This is a genomic window from Curvibacter sp. GW821-FHT09D12, from assembly GCF_059416245.1.
Map to the genome: position 1 here is coordinate 126,781 of NZ_JBWKOU010000016.1, position 16,941 is coordinate 143,721.

Genomic DNA, 16,941 nt, shown 5'->3' on the forward strand with positions numbered 1-16,941 from the left:
AGGACTCCACCCATGAACTTCCAATACCTTGAACTGCAAGAATCCCAGGGCATTGCGACCCTGGCACTGAACCGCCCCGAAAAGCGCAACGCCATGAGCGACGATATGCGCTCCGAATTCATCGAGGCTCTGGAATACGTCAGCAACACACCGTCCATCCGCGCCTTGGTTCTGACCGGCAATGGCAAAGGATTTTGCGCCGGCGGCGATATCGCCGGCATGCAACGGCGCATGAATGCACTCGCGGGCGAAGTGGGCTTCAATGGCTGGAAGCGACAGCAGCGCGTGCACCATACCCAAGCACTGCTGCACACCATGCCCAAACCAACGATTGCAGCCGTCAATGGCGCAGCATCAGGCCTGGGAGCCGATACAGCGCTGGCCTGTGACTTCATCATCGCCAACGAGTGGGCCAACTTCAGCTGGTCCTACATCCACCGCGGCATCATCCCGGACGGGGGTGGCATGTACTTCCTGCCACGCCGCATCGGGCTGCCCAAGGCCAAGGAATTGATCTTCACCGGCCGCAAGGTGAACGTGGACGAGGCGCTAGCCCTGGGCATTGTCGATCGCAAGACAAGCGCTGAGCGTCTGCTGGAAGAAGCCCAGGCCTGGGCGACCGAACTGAGCCAGGGCTCGGCCACCGCACTGGCCCTTGGCAAGACCATTCTGAACCAGAGTTTCGAGATGACAGCGCAGCAGGTCTTCGCCCAGGGCAGCCAGGCCCAGGGTATCTGCTACACCAGCACCGAGCACCGGGCCTCTGTGGAGGCCTTCCTGGCCAAATCAGCCGTGAAGGAATGACCCATGAGCGCTATCGCACGACTCATTCGACCGCGCAGCGTGGCCATCATCGGCGCCTCGGCCGATGCCAGCAAGACCGCAGGCAGGCCGGTGTCCTACCTGCTCAAGCACGGATATGCCGGCCGCATCTTCCCCGTCAACCCGAAAGTCAGCCACATTGGTGAACTGAAGTGCTACCCCGATGTGGCTTCGCTGCCCGAAGTGCCCGATGTGGCCATCGTGCTGCTGGGCGCAGAGCGTGCCCATCTGGCTGTGCGTGACTTGTCGGCACGCGGCACCGCAGCGGCCATTGTGCTGGCCAGCGGCTACACCGAAACAGGGGACGTAGGTGCACGGCGTCAGCGAGAACTGCTGGAGGCTGCAGGCCCCATGCGCCTGCTCGGACCGAACACGATCGGGCTGGTGAATCTGACGGACAAGATCGTGCTGTCGGCCACCGGGGCCCTGGAAATGGACACCTTTCCCGTAGGCTCGATCGGTGTGGTGTCACAAAGCGGGGGCATCCTAGGGTCCCTGCTGTCGCGGGCCGCGGCACGGGGCATCGGCTTATCGAAATTGATTTCGACCAGCAACGAGGTGGACCTCGAATTGGCCGACTTCATCGACCACCTGGTTGACGACGAGGCCACCAAGGTGATCGCCCTGTACATCGAGACAGTGCGCAACCCGGCCAAGTTCCGGGCGGCTGCCTTGCGCGCCGCGGCGGCGGGTAAGCCCATCGTGGCTTTCAAGATCGGCCGCTCCGAAGCCGGCGCCCAGGCCGCGGTTTCGCACACCGGCGCCATGGCAGGCGCCGATCGCATGTACGACGCGCTGTTCAAGCAAGTGGGGGTGATCCGTGCCAACACCTTTGCTGACCTGCTCGACATCCCAGCAGCCTTGCAGACCGGACGCCGGCTGGCTGGCCGGCGGGTGGCCATTCTGACCTCCACAGGTGGCGCCGGGACCCTGGTATCCGACGATCTGGGCATGGCGGGTTTCGAGACACCGGCCCCCGATGCAGCCACCGCGCAAGCCCTGCGTGAGCTGCAAACAGGCGACCATGCGGTGCTGGACCGGAACCCGATCGATGTGACCCTGGCCGGACTGCGCCCCGATCTGCTGCGGGGTGCCATCAAGACACTGCTGGCCAGCCCGAGCTATGACGCCCTCGTGATCATCGTTGGCTCGTCCAGCCTGGCCATGCCCGAGCTGATGGCCGGCGCGATCCAGGACTGCCTGCCCCTGTCTGACAAGCCCATCGTGGCCTACGTCAGCCCCCATGCGCCAGACGTGGCGGCCCTGCTAACCCAGCGCGGAGTACCGGCCTTTGCCGCAGCAGAAAGCTGCACCTCGGCACTGACCGCCCTGCTCCACCGAGCCACCTGGCAGGCGTCAGATGCGAAAACAGTGGCCGCAGCGCCGGTGCACGTGGACGACCTGCCCGGCGGCTCACTGGATGAAGCGCAAGCCAAGGCCTTGTTCGCCCGGTTCCAGATCCCCTGCGCACCGGAAAGAGTGGTCAGCACAGCGGCACAGGCGCAAAGCGCTGCTTTGGAGCTGGGCGGCCGGGTGGTACTGAAGATTCTCTCCGCCGAAATCACCCACAAGAGCGACGTGGGCGGCGTGGCCGTCAACCTGAGCCCCGACACCATTGGTGAGCGCCTGGCGTCCATGACCCAGCAGGTCCAGTCCAACACCAGCAAGATGCCTGAGCGCTTTCTTGTCCAACAAATGGTCAGCGGGGGAACCGAGTTGATTCTGGGGACCAGCCGTGACGCCCTGGGCACCGCCATCCTGCTGGGGATGGGGGGAGTGACGGCGGAGTTGTTCAAGGACACCTGTCTGCGTCTTTTGCCCCCGCAAGGCGGCTTGAGCCGCAAAGAAGCCCTGAGCATGGCCCGTGAACTGAAGACCTGGCCGCTGCTCGATGGCTACCGCGGACGCCCCAAGGCAGACGTCGAAGCCCTGGTGGATGCGATTGTGGCTTTCTCGAACATGGCGGCCCAACTCGGCGGTCGCCTGCTGGAGGCCGAGATCAATCCCCTCTTCGTTCTGCCCCAGGGCCAGGGAGTGAGGGCGGCCGATGGCGTGGTCGTGCTTGCAGCATGACCTCCGAGGCCGCTGCCTGCCCGAGGCCACTTTGGCCTCTCTGGCGCCCACGGAGCCAGTTTTGCGCCAGCGGCACGGCGCTTGTCGTGCATTTCAAGCCATGACAGACGACGCACTCACGAGCCGGGCATGGCTAGATGCCCTGGCCGCCATCGGGCAACGCCATCGCGTCGAGCTGGATGGCCGCGCCATGATCTGGCGCCGCTGGGGCAGTGGCCCCCCTGTGGTTTTGCTGCACGGTGGCCACGGTTGCTGGATGCATTGGGCGCGCAATGTGATCGCGCTGGGCGCCCGGCACACGGTGTGGGTTCCCGACCTGCCGGGCTTTGGGGAATCCGATCTGCCCGCGCAACCCTCGCTGGAGGCGGTAGCACAGATGACCCGGCAGACTTTAGGCGCTCTGCTCCCCGAGTCCACGCCGATCACCTTGGTCGGGTTCTCGTTCGGTGGCCTGGTCGCGGCCCAGGTGGCGGCCCTGAGGCCTGCCGTCCCTCGGCTGGCCCTGCTGGGCCCTGCCGGCCACGGCGGCCCCAGGCGCCCCAAGGGCGACCTGTTGCCCTGGCGGCCAGCGCTCAAGACCCAGGACCACGAGGCCCTTCGCGCCGTGATGCGCCACAACCTGCTGATACACATGGTTCATCAAGCCTCGCAGGTCGACGATCTGGCATTGACGATTCACACCAACGCCTGTACCCACACACGCTTGCGCAGCAAGCCCTTGTCCCGAGCCGCTGGCTTGTCGGATCTGCTCGCCAGCTACAGCGGCCGGTTGCTGCTGGTCTGGGGCGAACACGATGTGACCGCCGATCCACTGACCGTCATGGAACGGCTCAACACCCGCCGCTCAGCCTGCACTGCACACACCCTGGAAGGGGTGGGCCACTGGGTTCAGTTCGAGGCTGCAGAACGATGCAACGGCTTGCTCAACGACTGGCTGCAGGCCCCCACCCTTCAGGAGAAATAAGATGTACGCAACCCAACGGCTTGCACAAGCAGCCGTGTCGCTGCACCAGCACCCACTACCCGCCCACGTGCTGCACCACGCCAAGCGGGCTGTGATTGACTGGTATGCCTCCCTGTACCCAGGCCTGAGCGTGGCGCCTGTTCCCCAGTTGGTCGATGTGCTCAGCGAAGACCTGGACCGAGGCTCATCCTGGGTGGGGGTCGGCCGCAGCGCCACCGCCAAAGCGGCAAGCCTTTTGAATGGCACAGCCGCCCATGCCGCCGAGGTCGACGACAGCTTCCGCGAAGCGATGTACCACCCCGGCGCGGCCACCATTGCAAGCGCTTTGGCGGCAGCGCATGAGTGCCATGCCACGGGCCTGCAGTTTCTGCGCGCGGTGGTCACGGGCTACGAGGTCTCGACACGGATCGGCGTTGCCATGGGCCGCCCCCACTACACCCACTGGCACAACACCGGGACCATCGGCACCTTCGGTGCCGCCGCTTCAGTGGGAACCCTGCTGCACCTCGACGAAGCCAGCATGGCCCATGCGCTGGCGACCGCGGCCACCTTTGCAGCCGGGCTGCAGCAGGCGTTCAGGATGGACTCGATGTCCAAACCCCTGCACGCCGGACGCGCCGCCGAGGCCGGCTTGCTGGCAGCACAGCTGACGGCCCGGGGCGTCACCGGATCGCTGGACGTGCTCGATGGCGAGGTCGGCCTGGGGGCCGCCATGAGCGAAGGGGTGGATTGGTCGCTGGTGGCCAGCACGCTGGGCCAAGACTTCCACATCACCCGGCTGACCTTCAAGAACCATATCGGCTGTGGGCACACCTTCGCGGCCATTGATGCGGCGCTGGAACTCAGGCAAAAGCACGCCTGCCGGCCCGACGAGATCGCCGAGGTCCATGTGGCCACCTACAAGCCAGCCTTGGACATTGCGTGCTACCTGCAGCCCACCACGCTCAACGAGGCCCGGTTCAGCCTGAGCTATGTCGTCGCCACTGCGCTCACCCATGGCAGCGTGCGTCTGGCGGCCTACGAGGCCGATCGGGTCGACCACCCCGAGACCCGGGCGTTGATGCAACGCACCATGGTCAGCGTGGACCCGGCCCTGGACACTGCATTTCCGGCCCAGCGTGCAGCCCGCATCACGCTGGTCATGCGGGACGGCACACGCCTTGAACACCTTCAAGCCAACCGCAAAGGTGACCCAGAACTGCCCTTGAGCGACCAGGAACTTAGCGACAAATACCTGGAACTGGCCAGCCCCGTCATTGGGCAGACCAGAGCACAGGCCCTGCTGACGCAACTTTGGCACCTGGAAGAGTTGGCCGCGCTGCCACGCTGAACCCCATGCCACCTGGCCCGCTCATGCGCACGAAGCATGGCTTTCAGGCGATCTGAGCGGCCGCCTCCCCATCACCTCTGCAACAGCCCACGACGCGATCTGCCTCGCCACGCCGGATCGCTTGCTTGCAACTCCCTCAATGCACCCAATGAACACGTCTTCAAATCCGGAAATGGCGCCTGCCGATACGTCTCGGCCTGCGAAGAGAATGCCGGCCGACAACGCCCGTCGGCAAGTACTGATCCGCCTGGGCGCGGGCCTGAGCAGCGCAAGCCCCCTGGCTTGGGCTGCCTTGCACAGCCCACCCGCCCGGGCCGTAGAGCCCTATCCGACAAGGGCTGTGCGCATCGTGGTGCCGTTTGCGCCGGGCGGTGGCACCGACGTCATTGGGCGTGCCTTGCTGGAGGGTATGCAGCAAGCCTTGGGACAGCCCGTCTTCATGGAGAACAAGCCGGGCGGCGGCACGGTAATTGGCACAGACCTGGTCGCCAAGGCGGCCGCGGATGGCCACACCTTGTTGATGACCACCTCGGCCGTGGCGATCAATGCCTCCCTGGTGCCCAGGTTGCCGTACAGCACCGAGCACGATTTGAAAGGCATCAGCCTCATCTGCCGCGGCCCCAATGTCGTGGTCACACACGCAAAGAGCTCATTCAAGACCTTGACTGATGTCATATCGGCCGCTCGATCTTCCCCTGGAAAGTTGAGCTACGCGTCGTCCGGCAACGGCTCGGCCGTCCACCTGGCTGCAGAGTTGTTCAAGAGCATGGCAGGCGTGGACATCACCCACGTGCCCTACCGAGGCGCAGGCCCGGCGTACACCGATCTCATGGGCGGCCAGGTCGACCTGTTGTTCGGCACTGCCGGAGGAGTCGCCAAGTTTGTCGAGGCGGGCAAGATGCGGGCCTTGGCGGTGACCTCGGCGCAACGCAGCACCACACCCCTCTACCAATCAGTCCCCACGGTCGCGGAGACCCTGCCAGGTTTCGAAGCAGAGGTGTGGTACGCCCTGCTGGCGCCGGCCGCCACCCCGGAGGCCACCCTCAACCGCGTGTACGAAGCATTGCAGAAGGCCGCTCAAACTCCAGCCTACGGGGCCAAGCTGGCCAAGGAAGGGCTTCGGCTTGCGATGGCCCCACCGGCGCAAACCCAGCGCTTTCTGGAAGCAGACATCGCCCGATGGCGGAAAGTGGTTGTCGAAGGCAAGGTCACATTGGATTGAATTGCGCCTATGCAAAGGCCGCCCAGCCCCTGGCAGCGGAGCCCAGAATCCGTTTTTCATTCACCCCAAAAATTTCCATCAAATGGAAATATGGCATGGTGCAGAAACAGACCAGCACCTAAGCTACCCAAGCCCTGAGCAGCCACTGCAAAGGGCTTGCGCCCCCGGCTCTGCACCCTGTGCCTGCGCCGGATTCGGTGCAATGCACAGCACCAACACGCCGTGACCGAACCAACCCCAAACCGAGATCGATGGATCCAAGGAGATAAACAGATGAAAAGCCCAAACAGCCTCAAAACAGCCTCGCTGCTGGCATGCCTGTTGGCCGCCCCGCACATTCACGCGCAGAGCTCGGTGACCCTTTACGGGATCATGGATGCAGGTGTTCGGACGGCTTCCGGCCTGGATCCATCCAACGTTCGCTCCGCCGGCAACGCCAACATGCTCAACAGCGGCGTCAACACCACCAGCCGCCTGGGCTTTCGCGGCACCGAAGACCTGGGGGGAGGGCTGTCCGCCCTGTTCTTTCTGGAGTCGGGCCTGAACATCAACAACGGCACCACCTCCAACACCAGCAAGTTCTTTGACCGGGGCTCGTTTGCGGGCCTGAAGGGTGACCTGGGAACATTGACTGTCGGTCGACAAAACACCTTGCTGTCCGATGCCATCTTCCCGGTCGACCCATTGGCCACCCGCTTTGCGGGCTTGAACCCCAACGTGGCGCTGTCGGCCTTGAGCTCGCATCAGTTGGGCGCCGAGTACGGCGCCTCGGGCTCCAGCACGGGCACCTATCGCCTCGACAACTCGGCGAAATACGCCTACAGCTTTGGCAATACCACGGCCCGCGTGATGCACGCCTTCGGCAACCAGGCCGACAGCAACAGCAAGCTGTCTTCCAATGGGGCCAGCTTGGACTACAAGAGCAATGTGCTTCAGGCCACAGTGGCTTACCACCAGTTCAAGACAGCCACCAACCTGACGCTCAACGGCTTTGTCAGCGGAGTTGCTGTGCCTGTGGCAGCCGGCAAGCTGAACATCACCTACAGCGGCCACACAGCTGACACATCGACCACCGCGAAGACGACCAACAAGATTCTGGGCCTGGGCGGCTCCTGGCCAATCACACCACAGTTGGACCTGCTGGTCAGCCATTACCGGGTGAACCGCTCGCGCACAGCGAATGCCGACGACGGCTACAACCGCACCATCGCGTTCCTCGAATACAAGTTGTCTGCCCGGTCTCTGGTCTATCTTGAAGCCGACAGCACGCAGTGGAAGAACGCCTACCAGGGCGCTGGCCTGAAGAGCAGCAGCACTGGTTTGTCTGCGGGTATCAAGCATGCGTTCTGAGACTTGAAATCGGCACATTACGGATGAAGAAGTAGCTCCTTCTCGTGAATCGCCCTGACGGCGATTCACACGCGCTAATTTCTGCAGGATATGGGCATTCCCACGGATGGGTTTTTATCTCGGAAGATCCACCTCCAAGAAAATAGCACTCTCCGTGCCTGCATTCTTCAGAGCATGTTGCCGTGTGCCGTGCGTTTCATAGGCTTGGCCTGTGACCAATTCATGCGGCTCGGAGCCGTCTTCAAAGGTTTCGAGAAGAGCCCCTTTGAGAACATAGGACACAGAGGGGCGGTCTGCATGACTATGCAGTGGAAGCATTCCGCCAGGCTCGATCGTCACTTTGCGCATTCGCAGCGCTCTGTCAATTCTCAGGCCAGCCAGATTGACACTGGCGATGACCTCGCCGGTCACGCCTTTACGTTCATTGCTGCTACTTTGTCCGATTGACACATCGGTATGCGTCAGGAAAGCCAACGCTATCAGCGCGAGGTTGGTGAGACGATGTTTCTGAGAATACATTTTCAGACACTTTCAATAGTTGCAATGGCTGGCAAAGCGGCGCTTTTCATTCAGTCGCCAACTGAATCCAGCCTTGAATTTCGTGGGCAATCTGCAAATTATTCTTTTCTTGCATCATCAGGTGCCCATTGCCGTGAATACCACGGTCTTCAAGACGCCAGAAGGTTGTGGGGACCCCTGCCTGCTTCAGAAATGCAGCACTGCAATGGTCGTAGGGCGCGTGGTACGAGGACTCACTGGTCACAACCAGCACCGGCGTCTTTTGCAGGTTGACCAATAGGCGCGCAGGCTCTTTCTGAAGCCAGCAAGCCGCCAGATTCGGCCCATCGGCTTGGGCTTGCTGTTCTATTTCAAGCTGCGCGGGGTCACTGATCGCTGGGGCGTAGGTCATGGGAATGTTGGTCAGGCCCCAGGGCAATTCGCGTACCGCCTGACTTGCATTCTGGAAGGGTGGTCCCGAAGGCTCCAACGCGACAATGGCCTTGACCAGCTTGGGCCTGGCATCAGCGACCGACCAACCGAACAGACCAGCCTGGGAATGGGTGACCAGAACAACCGGACCCAATTTATCCAATAAGGCAGTCATGGCCTTCTGGACAAGGCCTTCGCTGAGAGCATTGTCCGCCAGGGAGGGCACCAACGTGCGATAGAAATCGTCGAACACACCGCCTCCTGGGCCCTGCCCCTGGTTGCCACCGGGCCACTGCGTATGGCGCTGGGCTTGAGGCCATGCCTTGAATTGCTCTGAAGAGGTGAAAAGACGTTGGACCAAATTCACATCGCTGTGGCGCCAACGGGCGTTTCCGTCGGGCACCCACGGTGATCGTCCGCGGCTGGGTTGATCCACCATGTACACCACATAGCCCTGATCGACAAAGTAATCCGCCCAACCTTTTCTGCCGTCTGCTGTTGCCATCCAATTGGTCGCGGTCTGCCCGAGTCCGTGCAGAAACACCAGCGGATAGGGGTGGGTCACTTTCTCTGGCGCCCAGCCCTCTACGAACATCTGGCCCGTCATGATGCTTTTGCCCGACTTCTGTTCGTAGTCACCGCCCACATAGAAGACCGCATGCCGACGCACGCTGGTGGTCACAAACTGCTCAGGGCCGAAAGGCGCTGCGTCAGCGGCGCCCCCCATGCCGATCAAGGCCAGGGCCCAGATGCAAGTCAACCTCAATGTCATTTCAGAATCTCCACTTGAGTTCAATATTCCAGACCATCGCCAAGGCGCGTCACCAGGCCAAGTGAATCATCGGCCTGCATGGGCAGGTCAAAAGGCAATCTACCGGTTGGCGCGAATTGCCCCGTCAGCACATCCACCAGCGCGGGCGCGCCGATGCCGAAGTGCCCCACGATTGCGGCAGCCTGGGGGGCCAGCAGCGTCAGATCGGCAGGCCGGCTGAGGTACACCGAGACCACCGTCGGGACCTTGCTGGTAATGTCTCGGAAGGCCTCGTAGTCGGCCAGACCGGCTTTGAATGCAGTGCTGCCTTCGCGGTACCGTGAGCCAAAGAAGTACTGGCCGTGCAGCAGTTCGTTCGGCGTGTTCAGCGCCATGACGGCGACATCAGCATCCTCGGGTCGACCAACGACCTCGAATCCGCGCTGTTGCCACTCACCGGCTTCGATCTGGTACAAGTAGACCTTGCGAACCCGGTGTGTCAGCAACGGCAACACTCCCGATTTGTTCTTCAAAAGCACGACCGATCTGTGCTGAGCCTCCAGAGCCAGTGTCCGGAATGCCTGCATGCCCACCACATCGGCCGCGCGGTCCACATCCACATAGGGGTTCTCGAACAAACCCAGCTGGAATTTCTGCAACAACACCCGATAGACCGCACCATCCAGGGCAGCAGGTGCCAAGCGCCCGCTCTGGACCGCATGGATGAGATGTTCAGGGTCCTTGCTGCCGCCAAACTGGTCCACACCCGCATCGAGCGCCTTGACGAAGCGTTCTTCCTTCGTGAGACTTTCCACACCCCAAGGCATGGCGATGTCTTGCGGACTGGGCTTTTGCCTCTGCGCTGCGCCATCCCGGCATGCGGCGTTGCAATCGTCTGTGATCTGCCAGTCCGACAGCACCAGCCCCGTGAACCCGAAGCGCCCCCGCAAGAGCTCGGTCAACATCTGCTTGTTGAAGCCCACTCCCACGCTTTCAACTGGCTTTGCTATGCCTTTGATATGCAGGCCTGGCAGCGGCTGACCATAGGTCGGCATGACAGCACCTGCATTCGCGGCGAAGGCCCCCTCGAAGGGTCGCAAATGGTCCTCGATACTGTTCGAATCGACGCCCATGAATCGACCATAGAAGTTGTGCGAGTCGTAGCCCTCAGGACCGGTCGCGCCGTAGCCAACCCAATGCTTGACCACCGCCACCACACTGTCCCGATGCAAGCCACCGGAGCCGGCTTGCATGCCTTGCACATAGGCTTGAACCAGGTCTTTTGCTTTCTCTGGGTCACTCCCAAAGGTGCCATTGACCCGATGCCAGCGGGGGTTGCGGGTCAGATCGGCCTGGGGCGACAGCGCCATTCGGATGCCCACCGCCCGGTACTCCTGCCGCACGCTGTCTGCAAATGCCTGGAGAAGCGCCGGGTCACCCACGGCGGCCATGCCGACCGGGTCGGGCCATTGAGTGAATCGGCCTGAACTGACGCTGATGCCCTGCGAGGCCTGAAACTGGCTGCGCGGGTCTGTGCTGAGCATGACAGGGATGCCCAGCCGAGACATCTCTGCGATGGCCTGCAACGCATTGCTTTGCTCTGCCATGCTGGCCACATCGGTGTTGAGGCGATTGAGAAACGAGGTGATGTGCTGATCGATCAGCAGTCGCCGTATCCCCGCGGCCTCCCACGCCGTTCCTGCACCTGGTATGGTGGTGGAGGCCGTCGACGGTGGGTTGGCATGCATCAGAGTGCCGGCCTTCTCTGGCAGGTTCATTTTCCCTACCAGGTCTCTGGCGCGGGTCTCAGATGACAGACGCCAATCCTCATAGGGGTCGAGCACGCCGTTCCTGTTGTGGTCCTTGAATCGATGGCCGTCGACCAGCAGCAAAGGCAGGCTACGTACGCCCAGAGCCGGGTCATCCGCCTCAGGGGTCGCATACACACCGGCGCTCAACAACCCCAACATCACCGCAGCCAACCAAGGGCCGTGCAGCTTGCGAAGCAAGCTCGCTTCAATGATCGTCATGCATGCCCCCGATTCCAATGGTTTGCTTCGATGGATAGACATCAGAAACGATGGCTGATGCCAAACTCAGTGCCTCTTGAGGCTTGGCCACCGGCTACCGACGGGGGGGTTGCGACGGCGAAGTTGGCCTTGCCCTGATTGCGCAAGTTGACATAGGTTGCGTACAGCGTGGTGCGCTTGGACAGGTCATACACGTAACCCACAGCCAGCTGCGTGGCGTCATCCTGGCCGATGGAGCTGCCGTTGAGCGACCCCATGTTGTTGGCCCAGGTGTAGTTCATGCGGAACCTGCCTGGCCCGACGGGAACTATGCCGCCGATCTGCGTGACCCAGCGGGATGCCGTCAGGTACGTATTGCGTACGGCCGAGGCCATCAGGGTCACACCCGCACTGCTGTAAGAGCCCGCAATGGCAGTGCGCTTCAAATCGCCCGCCAGGCCATCAAACACGCTGTAGGCTGCCGTCACGTTGAGTGCCTGATTGGCGTAGCCGATGCGCGCGCCTGAGTACTTCTTGGCTGGAGTGGCATTGGCGGCGGCAACCGCCACGTTTGCGTAGAAGCCCCCCAGATCTGCAGGGGTGAAGTAACTCACCATGTTGTCTGCCCGCGCCCAGAGGCCGGTGGCTTCGATACCGCTGCCGAACGCTGTTGAATAAAACTTACCCTGGTCCGCCAGCCCGCTGACGCCGAAGACATCAAACTCGCCAAAAGAGGTATAGCCCGGCGTCAGATCATGCCCGATTCGCAGTTCACCAATCGATCCCAACAGGCTCACAGTCGAACGGCGGTTCCAGTACCTTGAGCTGTTGCCGCTACCGTCGTTGAAATTGACAGTGCCTTCAAGCCATGCCCCTGCAGCCAGGCCGCCGCCAAGGTCCTCTTGAGTGCGCAAGCCATACCGACTGGCGGCGTACCCGCCGCTGCCGATAGTCTGGGCTGAGGCGCCACCACTGGAGGTGCTGCGTACCGAGGTATCGGCCACGCCAAAAAGGGTAACGCTCGATTGAGCAAACGCTTGGGTCGTCAAGACGCAGCTGGCCAAAAGAACGGCAAGGGTCGAATATTTCATTCGTAGTTTCCATGTGGGGGTGGCTCCGCCGCTTGCACAAAAGCCCTGTCATCAGGTTTATGACGGATTAATTAAAATAATTACATTTACTCAATCTCTCATCAATCCTTGAATTCCAATCAGTGGAAATTTAATGACTTGACCTGGATCGTTGAGGCACAAGCGGACGCCAGACCGTTGGACACTGCTTGACCCACTTATGGCTGATGCTTTGAGTGCGCAAGGAAGACCCTGATGTGTGCCACCCACCCATTGCACTGACATGTGACCTGGTGTCTGCGCACCCGTGGGTTCGTACCCAGTGGCATCGAAGGGCTGTTCTGGGATCGGCGCATTTGTAGGTACAAAACTGACTCACATGTCGTGTCGGCGCCGTGATCTGCTGCTGAAGCGGCAGGCCCCTCCTAAGCTCCGGCAAGTACAACGGACGTTGGCAAATTTGGTGCGCCTCAACGGGGGTGGTGCCCACCACACGTAAGTTGCCGATACATCGCATCGCGCACGAAGTGCTTGCCTTGTGATCAACGCCTGCCCGGTGCAAGCCTCGCCCAGAGCGCTGAGCATGAACGCCCCGCACTAGGCACCCGAACTGCCCCTGATCGGTCACAACAGCATGATCGTGGGCCCTCTGGGTGTTGCGCTGACCGGGCCGCTCTATAACGAGGACGGCCTGATGGTGGCCCAGGCCAGCACCGCCAAACTCCCCCCCGGCCCGCGCCGACTTCGACGTAGTGGGCCACTACGCTTGGCCCGAGATGTTCTAGCTTCCGGTGGATGAGCACCGATGGCCTGTACGGCCCACAATCGTTGGCAGCACTCGAAGGCCTTTAAGTTCTGCCTGCCAGAGCCCATAGAGGTCGACTCCGGTATCGATCCGACGAGAATCAGTCGATCCAGTCGACTTTGCTGAGAGTCACTTTCCCGGGCATGCGGGGTGCATTTTGCAGATGCCACAAGGTGTACTGCTCCCCAAAGAGGCTCTCACCAGCGACAGCATCAACGGGTATCACCACCTTGAAGCCCCTGAAGACCGCTTCGCTGGCAGTGTGCAGAACCGCACCATGCGAGGCCGTGCCCAACGCGATCACAGTCTTGATCCCGTGAGCGCGCAGATTGTCCTCAAGGTCGGTTTCCAAGAACTTGTCAGGCCCAGAGCGAACCCAGGGTTCGGTGCCCAACATGGCTGCCTCTGGCAGGACGTCGACCGGGCTGCCCGGGACCGGCAGAACACCCAGGGCGTACACCACGTGCAGCCCCTTAGCCCGGGCGTGCTTCAGCATCTGCTGAACACGCGGGAGCATGCGCACGCAGCGTGGGCGCACGGCTTCATTGCAGGTGTGACTCGATACATCCAGCACTAGGAGAGCGGTGGTTCTGGGTTCCAGACTGACACGGCTCAGTTGAGGTGCGGGGGGCGGAGGTACCGAGGCCCACTCGTCCAGAATGCCCTGGGCATGGGCCCAGGGCCCGATGGCCCAGGCCAGCAAAAGCATCCACCGTGCCGATTGAATTGACATGCTTGTCTCCACCTGTTGATTTGGTTTTCATCATCACCCAGGCAGAGCGCAACAGCACGGGCATCATTCCACCTCATGGAAATGAAGGGCCGAACTGTCTGGATGCAGGATCAGCGGGTCTTTCCAAACACCTTCTTGGCAAAGTCGGCAATCGCGTCTGCCATGGCCTGAGGCTGCTCAGGTGCCAAGGCATGGCTGGCGTTCTTGATCACGACGATGGTCACCCGGTCGCCCAGCATGGACTTCAGGACGTTGGAAAACCGGCGCGGGGCCACGGGGTCGTACTCGGCCTGCAGATCCAGGATGGGGGCGGTGCCGGCAGCGAAGTAGTCGTCCACCGGGGTGACGTTGCGGGCATGCGATTGCGCCTCATGGGTGGCCTCATGCCAGCCGCCCAACCACACCCGAGGGTCGTTGCCAGGGGCGAAGAACGCGATCTTCAGGTATTCCAGACGCTGCTCTTCAGACAAGGCCGGGTTGCTGGGGCCGTCGATCGCCTTGCGCATCTCAGGGCCGATGGGCAGCTCTTTTGAGCCCGGCGGCACCTTGCCAGCGGAAGCTGCGGCCACCACCACCCCGGCCACCAGGTCGGGGCGGTCTGTGGCAAGCATGCGGGCCGCGAAGTTGCCCCATGCGTGACCGACCACCACCACCGGGGCCTTGACCTCGGCATCGATCACCATGGCGACGTCGGCGGCAAAGTCATGCACGGTCAAGCCGTGCATGGGGCCCTGGCTCTGGCCGACGCCGCGGGGCTCAGGCCGCAGCACGCGAAAGCCTTCGGAGGCCAGCCGTTCGGCCACCTTGTCATAGTCACGGCCCGAGCGGCCCAGCGAGGGCAGCATCACGATGGCAGGGCCTTGCCCTTGTTCGGTGACTTCGATGCGAACAGGGCCTTTCTCGATCACCTTGTGCTGCAAGGCAGTGGCCACCGCATCGGCGGCCATGCTGCAGGAGGACCAGGCGATCAAGCCGGAGAGAAGAATGAGCTTGGCAATTTTCATGGCGTGCTTTCAAGGGCCCGGGCCTCTTGAGGTGGGGCCGGGCAGGGATGGGAAGGGAAACAGGGCAGAAAGAGGTGGGTGTGCGCTCAACGCCTGGCGTTCAACTGGCGTGCGAAGCGGGCCACGGCCTCGGAGACCTGTGCGGGACGCTCGGGGAACATGGCGTGGCCTGCCCCTTTGACCACGTCGACCTGAACCCGCTCACCCAAATAGGCCTTCATCACATCCTTGACCACCACCGCATCGAATTCGCCCTGCAGATCCAGGATGGGGGCGGTGCTGCCGCCCGAAAAATAGCTGTCGATGGGCGTGACATTGCGTGCGTGGGCCTCGGCATGGTGGTTCGCCTCGTACCAGCCCTCCAGCCATTCGCTCGGATCATGGCCGGGGGCAAAGAAGGCCTGCTTCAGGTATTGCAGGCGCTGGGCCTGCGGCAGCGCCGGGTTGCCCGAGCCGTCAATGGCATCGCGCAGACGCCCATAGGGCTTCTCGGTGGAGCCCGGCAGGAGCTTGCCAGCCGAAGCCGCGGCCATGATCAGGCCTTTGACCAGGTCTGGCCGGTCAACCGCCAGCATGCGCGCCGGTTGGCTGCCCCAGGCATGCCCCAGAATGACGGCCGGACCTGTCTTCTCGGCATCGCACACCGCTGCCACATCGGCGGCAAAGTCGTGCAGGGTCAAGCCCTCCAGAGGCCCCTGGCTGGCACCGATGCCACGGGGCTCAGGCCGGATCACACGAAAACCCTGCGCGGCCAATCGTGCAGCCACCTGGTCAAAGTCGCGAACCGAGCGCCCCAGCGAAGGCAGCATCACGATCGCAGGCCCCTGCCCCTGGCTCAGCACCTCGATCTGCACCGGGCCGCTGCGGACCAGGCGGCGTTCGACCACGGTGGCAGGCACGTCAGGCAGGTCCAGGCCGCTGCGCTGGAAGGCCGCCACGGCAGCCGGCGAACCCAGGTACCGCAGAAAATCCAGGGCCTCGGCAGAGTAGGTGCTCTTGCCCGAGACGGCCGCGGTCAACACGGAGATCTTCTGAACCTCCTCCGGCAACGGGCCGACGTAGTGCACGCCTGGCACCACCCGCAACTCGCTGATCTGCTGCAGACCCAGTGCCGCGCCGCCCTCGGCCAGCACCTCACCGACCAACTGCTTGCCCGGCACCAGGCGGCGCTTGGCGGCCACCTCCTGCTCGACGCCCAGTCGCTTGAGCAGCACGTTCTGGATGTAGGTGCCGCTGGCCCCTTCCGAATAGGCCACCGAAGGTGCGGCAAGCAAGGCCTGGCGCAGCTTGTCGACATCCGAGATGTCGGGCACCGGACTGCCCGCCTTGACCCCGACACCCACCCCCGACTGGGCCACGTCGAGACGGGCCGACGCCGTGAACCGCTGCTCACGGATCAGGCGGTCCAGCTCGGTGGACACCATGATCAGTACGTCGGGCGCCTGACCGCTCCTGATTCGAACCGGAATCGCCTCATGCGACTGACCCAGCGAAGGGCCCCAGGACATCTTCAGGCGATGGCCCGACTGCTTTTCATAGTCGGCCACCACGGTCTTGAAGGCTCCGGACACGGCACCCGTTGCCAGCACCTCCAGTTCAGCCGCCTGGGCCGGATGGCCCATCGCGGCCAGGGCCAGCAAAGCGGGCCACACCAGGGACTTGAGTCTGTTGTCGTACCTTTTCATTCATGTCTCCTTTTTGTCAACCGAGTCACCGCGCCTGGCCCCGGGGCCTGGCTGCGGTGGAGCGAATCAAGCGGCGCGCCTGGCCGACGCCTTGGGCCCCAGCCAGCTGCGGCGCGCCACGCTGCCCGTGAGGGCGCGGTATTTGTCGGCATCGAACGAGCCTTCCCAGCGCGCAATGGCGAACACGGCGACG

The 16,941-nt window shown here is 62.7% G+C and carries 13 protein-coding genes; 6 read left to right on the top strand and 7 right to left on the bottom strand.

What is annotated here, in order from left to right; translation table 11 throughout:
• The first annotated feature begins 12 nt into the window (after positions 1–12).
• The 6 genes from AC07PT_RS22390 to AC07PT_RS22415 all read left to right on the top strand — a co-directional run bounded on the left by AC07PT_RS22390 (position 13) and on the right by AC07PT_RS22415 (position 7,761).
• Positions 13–804, top strand: coding sequence for an enoyl-CoA hydratase/isomerase family protein (locus tag AC07PT_RS22390; protein WP_494658167.1), 792 nt, complete (start codon positions 13–15; stop codon positions 802–804).
• 3 nt (positions 805–807) lie between these two features.
• Complete coding sequence (locus tag AC07PT_RS22395) at positions 808–2,895, top strand: acetate--CoA ligase family protein (RefSeq protein ID WP_494658168.1); 2,088 nt, start codon at positions 808–810, stop codon at positions 2,893–2,895.
• Between the two features lie 100 nt (positions 2,896–2,995).
• The gene (locus AC07PT_RS22400) at positions 2,996–3,859 is read left to right on the top strand and encodes an alpha/beta fold hydrolase (RefSeq protein ID WP_494658169.1); all 864 of its coding nucleotides are present in this window, start codon (positions 2,996–2,998) and stop codon (positions 3,857–3,859) included.
• 1 nt (position 3,860) lies between these two features.
• On the top strand, positions 3,861–5,189 hold the full coding sequence (locus tag AC07PT_RS22405; protein WP_494658170.1) for an MmgE/PrpD family protein: 1,329 nt from the start codon (positions 3,861–3,863) through the stop codon (positions 5,187–5,189).
• A gap of 208 nt (positions 5,190–5,397) precedes the next feature.
• Positions 5,398–6,411, top strand: coding sequence for a tripartite tricarboxylate transporter substrate binding protein (locus AC07PT_RS22410; RefSeq protein ID WP_494658171.1), 1,014 nt, complete (start codon positions 5,398–5,400; stop codon positions 6,409–6,411).
• A 273-nt stretch (positions 6,412–6,684) separates the two neighbouring features.
• Positions 6,685–7,761 carry a porin gene (locus AC07PT_RS22415; protein WP_494658172.1) on the top strand — a complete coding sequence of 359 codons (1,077 nt, stop codon included), beginning with the start codon at positions 6,685–6,687 and terminating at the stop codon, positions 7,759–7,761.
• A 114-nt stretch (positions 7,762–7,875) separates the two neighbouring features.
• Here the strand turns inward: AC07PT_RS22415 and AC07PT_RS22420 are convergent, their stop codons facing one another.
• From AC07PT_RS22420 to AC07PT_RS22450, 7 genes are all read right to left on the bottom strand, one after another.
• Positions 7,876–8,280, bottom strand: coding sequence for a cupin domain-containing protein (locus AC07PT_RS22420; protein WP_494658173.1), 405 nt, complete (start codon positions 8,278–8,280; stop codon positions 7,876–7,878).
• A gap of 46 nt (positions 8,281–8,326) precedes the next feature.
• Positions 8,327–9,463: an alpha/beta hydrolase gene (locus AC07PT_RS22425; protein ID WP_494658174.1), complete on the bottom strand. Its 1,137-nt coding sequence runs from the start codon at positions 9,461–9,463 to the stop codon at positions 8,327–8,329.
• 20 nt (positions 9,464–9,483) lie between these two features.
• The gene (locus AC07PT_RS22430; RefSeq protein WP_494658175.1) at positions 9,484–11,472 is read right to left on the bottom strand and encodes a glycoside hydrolase family 3 protein; all 1,989 of its coding nucleotides are present in this window, start codon (positions 11,470–11,472) and stop codon (positions 9,484–9,486) included.
• Between the two features lie 41 nt (positions 11,473–11,513).
• On the bottom strand, positions 11,514–12,542 hold the full coding sequence (locus AC07PT_RS22435) for a porin (RefSeq protein ID WP_494658176.1): 1,029 nt from the start codon (positions 12,540–12,542) through the stop codon (positions 11,514–11,516).
• Between the two features lie 884 nt (positions 12,543–13,426).
• The gene (locus AC07PT_RS22440; RefSeq protein ID WP_494658177.1) at positions 13,427–14,059 is read right to left on the bottom strand and encodes a cysteine hydrolase family protein; all 633 of its coding nucleotides are present in this window, start codon (positions 14,057–14,059) and stop codon (positions 13,427–13,429) included.
• 110 nt (positions 14,060–14,169) lie between these two features.
• Complete coding sequence (locus AC07PT_RS22445; protein WP_494658178.1) at positions 14,170–15,063, bottom strand: alpha/beta fold hydrolase; 894 nt, start codon at positions 15,061–15,063, stop codon at positions 14,170–14,172.
• Between the two features lie 86 nt (positions 15,064–15,149).
• Positions 15,150–16,748, bottom strand: a complete 1,599-nt coding sequence (locus AC07PT_RS22450) for an alpha/beta fold hydrolase (protein WP_494658179.1) — start codon at positions 16,746–16,748, stop codon at positions 15,150–15,152.
• Positions 16,749–16,941: the final 193 nt, after the last annotated feature.

What these genes read in the sequence shown, in the direction of transcription:
- AC07PT_RS22445 (WP_494658178.1), bottom strand. Translation starts at nt 15,063, where the DNA reads ATGAAAATTGCCAAGCTCATTCTTCTCTCCGGCTTGATCGCCTGGTCC.
- AC07PT_RS22395 (WP_494658168.1), top strand. Translation starts at nt 808, where the DNA reads ATGAGCGCTATCGCACGACTCATTCGACCGCGCAGCGTGGCCATCATC.
- AC07PT_RS22440 (WP_494658177.1), bottom strand. Translation starts at nt 14,059, where the DNA reads ATGTCAATTCAATCGGCACGGTGGATGCTTTTGCTGGCCTGGGCCATC.
- AC07PT_RS22415 (WP_494658172.1), top strand. Translation starts at nt 6,685, where the DNA reads ATGAAAAGCCCAAACAGCCTCAAAACAGCCTCGCTGCTGGCATGCCTG.
- AC07PT_RS22425 (WP_494658174.1), bottom strand. Translation starts at nt 9,463, where the DNA reads ATGACATTGAGGTTGACTTGCATCTGGGCCCTGGCCTTGATCGGCATG.
- AC07PT_RS22430 (WP_494658175.1), bottom strand. Translation starts at nt 11,472, where the DNA reads ATGACGATCATTGAAGCGAGCTTGCTTCGCAAGCTGCACGGCCCTTGG.
- AC07PT_RS22420 (WP_494658173.1), bottom strand. Translation starts at nt 8,280, where the DNA reads ATGTATTCTCAGAAACATCGTCTCACCAACCTCGCGCTGATAGCGTTG.
- AC07PT_RS22405 (WP_494658170.1), top strand. Translation starts at nt 3,861, where the DNA reads ATGTACGCAACCCAACGGCTTGCACAAGCAGCCGTGTCGCTGCACCAG.
- AC07PT_RS22390 (WP_494658167.1), top strand. Translation starts at nt 13, where the DNA reads ATGAACTTCCAATACCTTGAACTGCAAGAATCCCAGGGCATTGCGACC.
- AC07PT_RS22450 (WP_494658179.1), bottom strand. Translation starts at nt 16,748, where the DNA reads ATGAAAAGGTACGACAACAGACTCAAGTCCCTGGTGTGGCCCGCTTTG.
- AC07PT_RS22400 (WP_494658169.1), top strand. Translation starts at nt 2,996, where the DNA reads ATGACAGACGACGCACTCACGAGCCGGGCATGGCTAGATGCCCTGGCC.
- AC07PT_RS22410 (WP_494658171.1), top strand. Translation starts at nt 5,398, where the DNA reads ATGCCGGCCGACAACGCCCGTCGGCAAGTACTGATCCGCCTGGGCGCG.
- AC07PT_RS22435 (WP_494658176.1), bottom strand. Translation starts at nt 12,542, where the DNA reads ATGAAATATTCGACCCTTGCCGTTCTTTTGGCCAGCTGCGTCTTGACG.